The 8,454-nt window shown below is 67.3% G+C and carries 8 protein-coding genes; 3 read left to right on the top strand and 5 right to left on the bottom strand.

Annotation, left to right across the window (positions count from 1 at the left end; all coding sequences use genetic code 11):
* Positions 1 to 107: 107 nt before the first annotated feature.
* Positions 108 to 530 (bottom strand): LLM class flavin-dependent oxidoreductase, encoded by a 423-nt coding sequence (locus ACLML9_RS26055; protein ID WP_411947989.1) that lies wholly within the window; start codon positions 528 to 530, stop codon positions 108 to 110.
* A gap of 247 nt (positions 531 to 777) precedes the next feature.
* Complete coding sequence (locus ACLML9_RS26050; protein ID WP_357063071.1) at positions 778 to 1,209, bottom strand: PPOX class F420-dependent oxidoreductase; 432 nt, start codon at positions 1,207 to 1,209, stop codon at positions 778 to 780.
* A 791-nt stretch (positions 1,210 to 2,000) separates the two neighbouring features.
* On the opposite strand from ACLML9_RS26050, the gene ACLML9_RS26045 reads away from it, so the two are divergent.
* Positions 2,001 to 2,654: a Uma2 family endonuclease gene (locus tag ACLML9_RS26045; RefSeq protein WP_411947988.1), complete on the top strand. Its 654-nt coding sequence runs from the start codon at positions 2,001 to 2,003 to the stop codon at positions 2,652 to 2,654.
* 105 nt (positions 2,655 to 2,759) lie between these two features.
* Here the strand turns inward: ACLML9_RS26045 and ACLML9_RS26040 are convergent, their stop codons facing one another.
* The 3 genes from ACLML9_RS26040 to ACLML9_RS26030 all read right to left on the bottom strand — a co-directional run bounded on the left by ACLML9_RS26040 (position 2,760) and on the right by ACLML9_RS26030 (position 5,805).
* The gene (locus ACLML9_RS26040; protein WP_411947987.1) at positions 2,760 to 3,905 is read right to left on the bottom strand and encodes an acyl-CoA dehydrogenase family protein; all 1,146 of its coding nucleotides are present in this window, start codon (positions 3,903 to 3,905) and stop codon (positions 2,760 to 2,762) included.
* Entirely contained in the window at positions 3,905 to 5,137 is a 1,233-nt protein-coding gene (locus ACLML9_RS26035; RefSeq protein ID WP_411947986.1) for an acyl-CoA dehydrogenase family protein, read from the bottom strand. Before ACLML9_RS26035 ends, ACLML9_RS26040 begins: the two co-directional genes overlap by 1 nt.
* 134 nt (positions 5,138 to 5,271) lie before the next feature.
* Positions 5,272 to 5,805: a YdcF family protein gene (locus ACLML9_RS26030; protein ID WP_411947985.1), complete on the bottom strand. Its 534-nt coding sequence runs from the start codon at positions 5,803 to 5,805 to the stop codon at positions 5,272 to 5,274.
* Positions 5,806 to 6,097: 292 nt separating this feature from the next.
* On the opposite strand from ACLML9_RS26030, the gene ACLML9_RS26025 reads away from it, so the two are divergent.
* Positions 6,098 to 7,420, top strand: a complete 1,323-nt coding sequence (locus ACLML9_RS26025; RefSeq protein ID WP_411947984.1) for a UDP-glucose dehydrogenase family protein — start codon at positions 6,098 to 6,100, stop codon at positions 7,418 to 7,420.
* A gap of 155 nt (positions 7,421 to 7,575) precedes the next feature.
* Entirely contained in the window at positions 7,576 to 8,412 is an 837-nt protein-coding gene (locus tag ACLML9_RS26020; RefSeq protein WP_411947983.1) for an Hsp70 family protein, read from the top strand.
* Positions 8,413 to 8,454: the final 42 nt, after the last annotated feature.

Genomic DNA, 8,454 nt, shown 5'->3' with positions numbered 1-8,454 from the left:
ACTCCGCCGGGCCCTGCCGCGTCTACACCCGGCCCGGCTTCCCGACAGCTCGACCGGCCCGGCTTCCCGACAGCTCGACCGGCCCGGCTTTCCGGGCATGCCCGGACTCAACGGCCCAGTTCGTGCACCACGTCCGCGAAACGGTCCAGCTCACGGTGCGCCGCGTCGGGAGGCAGCACCGGGACGATACCCAGCAACGTCCGGTGGATGCCCGGTTCCACCAGACATGCGAGGTCGCGGGGGCCGGGATCGAAGAGAGTGGCGATCACCGGAACGGGCGGCCGGCCGCGCCGATCGGCGAGCGCCCGCAGTTCGTGAAACCCCCGCTCGAGTTCGGCGAAGGGGATGCCCACCGGAGCCGGCCAACCGTCGGCATGGTCGAGAATCCACTCGTGTGTGAACGGCCCCCAGCCGCCCGGCCAGATCGGCGGACGTGGCCGCTGCACCGGTTTCGGCCAAGAGTAGAGCGGATCGAAATCGACGTGCTCGCTGTGGAACTCGGCTTCCTGCCGGGACCAGATGGCCGTCATGTTTTGGCCGCGATGATCGGGTCACGCTGGACGAGCAGTGCGACAGCGGTGCCGATCCGCAGCCGCTGACTCGCCTCGGTCCTGCTCGACTCGGGCGTGCCGCCGGCCGGCCAGGGCGCAGGAGCACCCGCATGTAACGCCACCGCCGAGGAGCGGGTTCCCGGCCCTTGATCCCGTCGTCCTCGCGGAGTCCGGAGGCGTCCTTCGTCGCGGTACGACCGCCGTGCGAGGCCGAGATGGAATGCGCTCAGCGCAGAGCCGCGCCGTACACGTTCTCCACCGCGAGTTTCATGAGGACCCGGCGGTCGGAGACCATGACGGCCCGGTATTCGTCCCAGTCCGGATGTTCGCCCGCCGCCTTGCGGTAGTAGTCGACCAGCGCCTCCACTTCCGGGCCGTGCGGGTCGGTACCCGGACCGGTGAGGGTGACTGTGCCCTCCGCGGTCGCCCAGGCCCAGCCGTCGGCCCGGGTGACCTCCAGCGCGGCCCGCGGATCACGGCGCAGGTTCACGGTTTTGGCGCGGCCCTCGGTCATCGAGACGTAGATGATCTCGGCCGTACGGTCGTAGTAGGGGGTCACCGGGGACAGCTGCGGCAGCCCGCTCGATTTGATGGTGGCCAGGACGCCGAGCCGGCTCTCGCTGAGCAGGGTGCGCGGATCGAACTGTGTGCTCGTCATATCCCCGTCCAAGTCGACGGGACGGAACGGTATTCCGGAATCGATGGAAATGCGGGCCACCGGCACAGATCGGCTCGGGTGCTCGGGCGGACGAAGTGCGGCGGGCGCTGTCGTGCCGGGCATGCACGCCCCGCGGGCGGGAAAATCACTGACGCGAGGTATCGGCACCGGCTGCAATAGGCCCGTGCTCGACGACATACAGGTGGCCTCGTTCATCGACGACGGATATGTCCACGTTCCCGACGCGTTTCCGCGCGCACTCGCCGAGGAGTGCCGCACGATCATCTGGCGGGATTTGAATGCCTCCCCCGACGATCCCGGCAGTTGGCCCGCCCCCGCGGCCTTCCGGCCGGATTACGCGAGCGCGCCCTTTGTCTCCGCCGCGGCCACCCCGGGGCTGTGCTCGGCCTACGATGCGCTCGTCGGTCCCGGGCGCTGGGCGCCACGCCGTGGTCTCGGAGGTTTCGTGATCCGCTTTCCGGGGCAGGAGACGGCCGTCCTCGACGGCTGGCATGTCGACGCGAGTTTCCCCGGCCCCGATTCGTCGCCCACCGATTATCTGAGCCGGCGATGTCTACCTCTGCCACCCGTTCCTGGTCCACGCGGGTCAGCCGAACCGTGGGTCCCATCCCCGGTTCCTCGCTCAGCCCAACCTCGAGCCTGCGCAACCGTTGCGTACCACCGGGCCCGGACCGTTCTCGGCGGTCGAGACGGCGATCCGGGCCGCGATAGGGTGACCGAGTCCGGATCGATGCGGCGAATACGGGCCTGACCAGGCATACGATGGTGCCATGTCGCTGCCGCACACCGAACGGCCCGAGCTTCCCGAGTACATGACATGGGAGGAACTCGAGCAGCTACCCGAAGAGATCGCCGAACAGATCGAGCTGTGGGACGGGCGCGTGGTCTGGCTACGCCGGGGGCCCAGCGAGCATCAGCGTTTTACCGTGCGCATGCGTAACGCGATAGAACGGTGCGCCCGCAAGAGCATGTCCGAACAACCCGAAGCGTGCTGGCAAGTGGACGTGGAAACAAATGTCTTCCTCGACACCAGCGGAAAGTCCAACTTCTTGACCCCGGACTTCCTTACCTTCCGCTGTCTTCCTTCTCCATTTCAGGATGTCCGGGCTGTCGACACGCTGTTGGTCGGCGAGGTTCTGTCACCGACCAACACCCAAACCGATATCGAGGCCAAGAAAGGCCGTTACGCCGACGCTGGAATCCCTTGGTATTGGGAAGTCACATTGGCGCAGGCGAAAAGCGCGATTGCGACTGTACGGGCGTACGCGCTGGAAACCGAGCACGGGCGGCTGCCCCACGGCGTCCGTCCCCTGCGGTCGGCAAACTACCTGGTCGCCGGCGAGTGGACACCCGAGGACGAAGACGGCGTCCGGATCGACTTTCCTTTCCCGATCCATATTCCGTGGACGGAGCTGGAGTACTGAGTCCATCGGGCCGTGCGGTGATCCCCCTCTTGCAGATCGCCGCACGGCCCGGTGGCATGCTTCCGCACCCCACCCGGGCGCACGGATGAGCGGGGTGCGGTCCGATCAGGGTTTCGTCGCCGCGATATAGCGCGCGAGATGATCGGAGCTGGAACCGAATTCGTATTCGATTGCGGTGAGGCGCTTGAAATAGTGACCGATGGCCAATTCCTCGGTCATACCCATCGCACCGTGTAGCTGGACCGAATTCTGGCCGATGAAACGGGTCGCCCGGCCGATCGTCACCTTGGCGGCCGAAACCGCCCGGGTCCGCTCGGCGGGTTCGGCTTCCACGGCGTAGGCGGCCAGATAGGCGGCGGCGATACTCTGCTCGAGTTCGATCAGCATATCGACCATCCGGTGCTGTAGTGCCTGGAAACTGCTGATCGGAACTCCGAACTGCTGCCGCTGCCCGGTGTATTCGACGGTATCGTCGAGGACCTTGCGCATCAGTCCGACGGCTTCCGAGGCAACCGCCGCGATCGCCTCATCGATGGTGGCGTCGATGGCGGGCCAGGCCCGGCCCTCCTCGCCCAGGAGCGCGCTCACGGGCACCCGGAAGTTCTCCAAGGTGAGGTCAGCGGCGACGCGGTCGTCGATGGTGCGGTACTGGTGCACTTCGAGGCCGGCGGGCGGCGAAGCGGAATCGAATTCCACCAGGAACAGCGAGATCCCGTCCTGATCGCGACGCGCTCCGGAGGTGCGCGCGGAGATGATCAGATGCGTTGCGACGGGCACGCCGGTGACCACGATCTTCGATCCGTCGATCACCCAGCCGTCGCCGTCCCGGCGTGCGGTCGTCGAAACATCGTGTCGCACTTCGCCGGATTGCGGTTCGAGCGCGGCGAAGGCCAGCCGGACGTCACCGTTCGCGATGCCCTGCAGCAGCTCCCCGGCCCGCTCACCACCCGCGCGGCGCAGCAGGCCACCGCCGATCACCACGGTGTCCACATAGGGTTCGACTACCAGGGCACGGCCGAGTTCCTCGGCGATGATCATGCTTTCGACCGGACCGCCGCCCGAACCTCCAAATTCTTCCGGCAGGGTCAGGCCCAGAACATCCAGTTCGGCCAGCCCGCGCCAGATCTCGGGCTGCCAGCCGGGACCGGATTTGACCGCGGTACGGCTTTTCACCAGGTCGTATCGGGCGGCGAGAAAACCGGAGAGCGCCTCGCGCAGCATCTGCTGTTCGTCGGTGAAGGTGAAGTCCATCAGAGCCCCAATGCTGCCTTGGCGAGGATATTTCGCTGGATTTCGTTACTGCCCGCGTAGATCGAACCGGCGCGATCGTTGAAATAGCGCAGCGGCGCGACGGCCTGCCAGTCGGCGCCGCTGAGGTAGCCGTCGGCGGGCGGGGTGTATTCGGCGATCGGGCCGCCGGGCGCGGTGGCGTGCGGCTGGTAGACCCGGCCGCGGGGTCCGGCGGCGGTGAGCGCGAGTTCGGTGAGCTGCTGGCTGAGCTCGGTGGACAGGATCTTCAGCATGGACGAGGAGGTGCCCAGATCCTTGCCCTGGGCCATGGCGGCCAGGGTTCGGAATTCCAGTACCTCCAGTACCTCGGTGCGGATCCGCGCGTCCGCCAGCTGCGCCGCGAAATGCGGGTCCTCGCTGAGCGGGTTGCCGTCGCGGCCGGGCTGCCCGGCCGCGGCGGTGGCGATGTTCTGGGCCATGGCCTGTAGTGCCGGGGCCATGGCCCCGCCGCCGCGCTCGTGGACGAGCAGGTATTTGGCGACGGTCCAGCCGTCGTCGATCTGCCCGAGCACATTACTCTTGGGCACCCGCACATTGTCGAAGAAGATCTGGTTCTGGACCTGCTCACCCGAGCTCATCACCAGCGGCCGGATCGCGATTCCGGGCGCGGTCATATCCATCAGCAAGAAGGTGATGCCCTGCTGTTTCTTGCCCGCGCGGGAGGTGCGGACCAGCGCGAAGATCCAGTTCGCTTCGGTGGCGTGGGTGGTCCAGATCTTGCTACCGGAGCAGATGAGATCGTCGCCGTCGGAGATCGCGGACATATTCAGCGCGGCGAGGTCGGACCCGGCTTCGGGCTCGGAGTAACCCTGGCAGAAGAAGACCTCACCGGTGAGGATGCGGGGCAGGAAATAGTTCTTCTGCTCGTCGGTGCCGAACGCGATCAGGGCCGGGGCGACCATCCGGATACCCATCGGCGACAGCGCCGGGGCGCCGGCCAGGGCCAGTTCCCGGCTGAATATGTAGTGCTGGGTGAGCGACCAGTCGCAGCCGCCGTACTCGACCGGCCAGTGCGGCGCCGCCCAACCCCGCTCGTGCAGGATGCGCTGCCATTCCAGGCTCGCCTCGTGATCGGAGTAGACACTGGTCATCAGCCGACCCGCGGTACTCACCTCGGGCGTCAGCTTCTCGGCCAGGAACGTTCGTACCTCGTCCCGGAAGGCCCGTTCGGCCTCCGACCAGTCGTAATCCATACACGCTCCCGAAGGCTTCATGCGTCGTCGCAGCAGGTCCGGCGACTACCGGCGCCAGTGCGAATGTAACCAGGTCACCGGCACCGCGTCAAACTGACGGCATATGCCATCAAAGCTTCGGGAAATCCTCCGGACTACTCTCGGCAATCCTCGAAAATCGCCTTTGCGTACCCCACTGATTGATAGACATAGTCGTAGGCCCAGCGCGGCACCGACAGCCGCGGACGGGTGTCCACGAACAGCAGCTGCCCGCCCCAGCACTTCCCCAGAACGAACCTGGCCCGGGATATGTGCGGGGTGAAGGTGACCACGATGACCCGCTCCCACCCGTGCTTCCGCGCTTGATCGGCGAGATAACGTCCCTCGCCCCGCGTCGTACGTGGCGAAGGATCGAAGCAGACCACCTCGAAGCTGTATCCGCCGTGACAGATCCGGTTCACCAGGGGGCTGTCCTCGTAGGGGTTGGAGATCAGCACCCGCGGCGCGTATCCCGCGCGGGCCAGCCCGAGCCCCAGCTCTTCCCGTCCGTCGTGGGCACCGCCGAGCACCAGAATCGCATCGGCGGGCGCGGGCTCCTCACGCTGCGGGCTCACATAGACCGGCCACAGTCCGAAGACCAGCACGACGACAGAGACCACTCCCGCGGCGAGGACGAGTCGGCGGCGCACTGCCGCGATCCTAACGGGCACGGTCCATCCACAGAGATCCACAGGACGCGTATGCCCGGACAAAAGCGCGGCACGCGGACCGGACACGGCCGGAGCGAACGCGGAGGTACGCAAAGAGCGCACGGCCGGAGCGAATGCGGAGGTACGCAAGAGCGCACGGCCGGAGCGAATGCGGAGGTACGCCCTGGTCAGCGCTGTTCGGTGAGCCACGTCGCCCGGTGTACATCTGCTGTTGCCCGGTACCTCGCCTCGGTTTTCTGGTGTGTGCACCGGCGGGGATTACCAATCGATCATGCGATGCACAGTCTTCGGAACCGGGTACCTGGGGGCCACGCACGCAGCGTGTATGGCCGAGCTCGGACACGATGTGATCGGGGTCGATATCGATCCGGGCAAAGTCGCGAAACTCTCCGACGGTGTCACTCCTTTCTACGAACCCGGCCTCGAGGCGGTGCTGCGCCGCAATCTCGACGCGGGCCGGCTCAGGTTCACCACCTCCTACGACGAGGCGGCCGAGCACGCCGACGTCCATTTCCTCGGGGTCGGCACTCCGCAGAAGAAGGGCGAGTACGCCGCCGACCTGAAATATGTGCACGCGGTCGTGGATACGCTCGCATCGCTCATCACCCGCCCGTCCGTGATCATCGGCAAGTCCACGGTCCCGGTGGGGACCGCCGCCGAACTCGGTCGCCGCGCCCGCGCCCTCGCCGCGGTGGACGTGGAGGTCGCCTGGAATCCCGAATTCCTGCGTGAGGGCTTCGCGGTCGGGGACACCCTGCGGCCGGACCGGCTGGTGCTCGGCGTGGACGAGCAGCGGGAGCGGTCGGCCTGGGTGCGCGAGGTGGTCGAGGAGCTGTACGCGGAGCTACTGGCCGCCGAGGTCCCCTTCCTGCTCACCGATCTGGCCACCGCGGAACTGGTCAAGGTGTCCGCCAACGCGTTCCTGGCGACCAAGATCTCCTTCATCAACGCGGTCTCCGAGGTGTGCGAAGCCACCGGTGCCGATGTCACGGTGCTGGCCGACGCTCTCGGTTACGACGCCCGTATCGGCCGCCGCTTCCTCAACGCCGGGGTCGGCTTCGGCGGCGGCTGCCTGCCCAAGGACATTCGCGCCTTCATGGCCCGGGCCGGGGAACTCGGCGCCGACCACGCGCTGGCCTTCCTGCGCGAGGTCGACAACATCAATATGCGACGCCGCACCAAGATGGTGGATATGGCGGCCCGTGCCTGCGGCGGGACGCTGCTCGGCGCGAACGTGGCGGTGCTCGGCGCGGCGTTCAAACCCGAATCCGACGATGTGCGCGACTCGCCCGCGCTGAACGTGGCGGGCATGATCCAGCTGCACGGTGCGGTCGTCACCGTCTACGACCCGAAGGCCCTGGAGAACTCCCGTCGCGTCTTTCCCACACTGAACTACGCCACCTCGGTGGTGGAAGCCTGCGAACGCGCCGATGTGGTGCTGGTGCTCACCGAATGGAACGAATTCGTGCAGTTGCGCCCGCAGGATCTGGACGCCGTGGTGCGGGCACGCTCGCTCATCGACGGTCGCAATTGTCTGGATCGGGCCGCCTGGCGCTCGGCCGGATGGGTGTACGCGGGGCTGGGCGCCCCGTAGCATCGTGGGGCCGGTCGGCGCACGCCGGTGGCTGCTGCCTCCCGCGGCGACGGGACCGGGCGGTAGTGTCGGAAGAGTGGTTCGGGGGATGAGCCGTCACCATCGACCGGGCGACGCTCGCAGATCGTGAAGCGGGAAGTACGGATGGGCTGCCGATGAGTTCAGCACTGGGAGTGTCGGTGGGAACCGGCGCGATCCGCTTGGCGCGCCCACCTGCGGGCGCCGCGACGTCCGACCCACAGGCGTTCGAACTGCGGACCTTCGTCGTTCCGAGTGAGACCCCGAGCGCTGAGCGGGCCGCGCTCTCGGTGGCCGCCGCGTTGAACTCCGACCCCGGGATAGCCCGGACCGTCCTGGCCTGCCGCGACGAGCTGCAGGCCGAGGCCGTGCACGTGGCGATGGCCGAACACGGGCTCGACGGCTACGACATCGTGCCCGATATCGAGGCCACGCTCGAATTCGCCACCGCCTCCGGCGCACTGGCCGGGGTCAGCACGCTCGGCGTCTACGATCTGGGCGCATCCGGTCTGTCGGTCACTGTGGTGGAGGTCGTCGGCGGGCAGATCGTGCACACCGAACGCACCGGCGATATCAGCGGCGAATACTTCGATTCGCTGATCCGGGAGCAGCAGATCAATTCCGGCCGGATCGCCCATCCGCCCGACCCGGACGGTCTGGCGCGGCTGGATACGCTGTGCCGCTCGGCGAAGGAAAAGCTTTCGGGGACCTCCGCGGTGGCGCTGCCCAGCGATTACGGACCGGTACTGCTCACGCAGGAGAATTTCACCGCCCTCATCGCCCGGGCCGTCGAGACCTCGGTCCACTCCACCCGCGAGATCATCGGCCGGTCGGGCCGTCCGGTGCAGGCTGTGCTCGCGGTGGGCGGCGGCGTCCGTATTCCGCTGGTCAGCCGCACGCTCCGGGAAATACTGGAGATGCCGGTGCTGGTGCCGCCGGAGCCGGATGCGGCGACGGCGCGGGGCACGTGGTGATGGCGGTGATCTGGCGTTTCGTCTTCGATACGAACAACGGGC

Source organism: Nocardia sp. NPDC002869 (assembly GCF_046764065.1).
Lineage (GTDB): Bacteria > Actinomycetota > Actinomycetes > Mycobacteriales > Mycobacteriaceae > Nocardia > Nocardia rhamnosiphila.
This window is presented reverse-complemented; position numbering and strand designations above follow the sequence as displayed.

Excerpts from the sequence above, each read along its gene's own strand:
- ACLML9_RS26035 (WP_411947986.1), bottom strand. The coding sequence starts at position 5,137 with ATGGATTACGACTGGTCGGAGGCCGAACGGGCCTTCCGGGACGAGGTA.
- ACLML9_RS26050 (WP_357063071.1), bottom strand. The coding sequence starts at position 1,209 with ATGACGAGCACACAGTTCGATCCGCGCACCCTGCTCAGCGAGAGCCGG.
- ACLML9_RS26025 (WP_411947984.1), top strand. The coding sequence starts at position 6,098 with ATGCGATGCACAGTCTTCGGAACCGGGTACCTGGGGGCCACGCACGCA.
- ACLML9_RS26045 (WP_411947988.1), top strand. The coding sequence starts at position 2,001 with ATGTCGCTGCCGCACACCGAACGGCCCGAGCTTCCCGAGTACATGACA.
- ACLML9_RS26055 (WP_411947989.1), bottom strand. The coding sequence starts at position 530 with ATGACGGCCATCTGGTCCCGGCAGGAAGCCGAGTTCCACAGCGAGCAC.
- ACLML9_RS26020 (WP_411947983.1), top strand. The coding sequence starts at position 7,576 with ATGAGTTCAGCACTGGGAGTGTCGGTGGGAACCGGCGCGATCCGCTTG.
- ACLML9_RS26040 (WP_411947987.1), bottom strand. The coding sequence starts at position 3,905 with ATGGACTTCACCTTCACCGACGAACAGCAGATGCTGCGCGAGGCGCTC.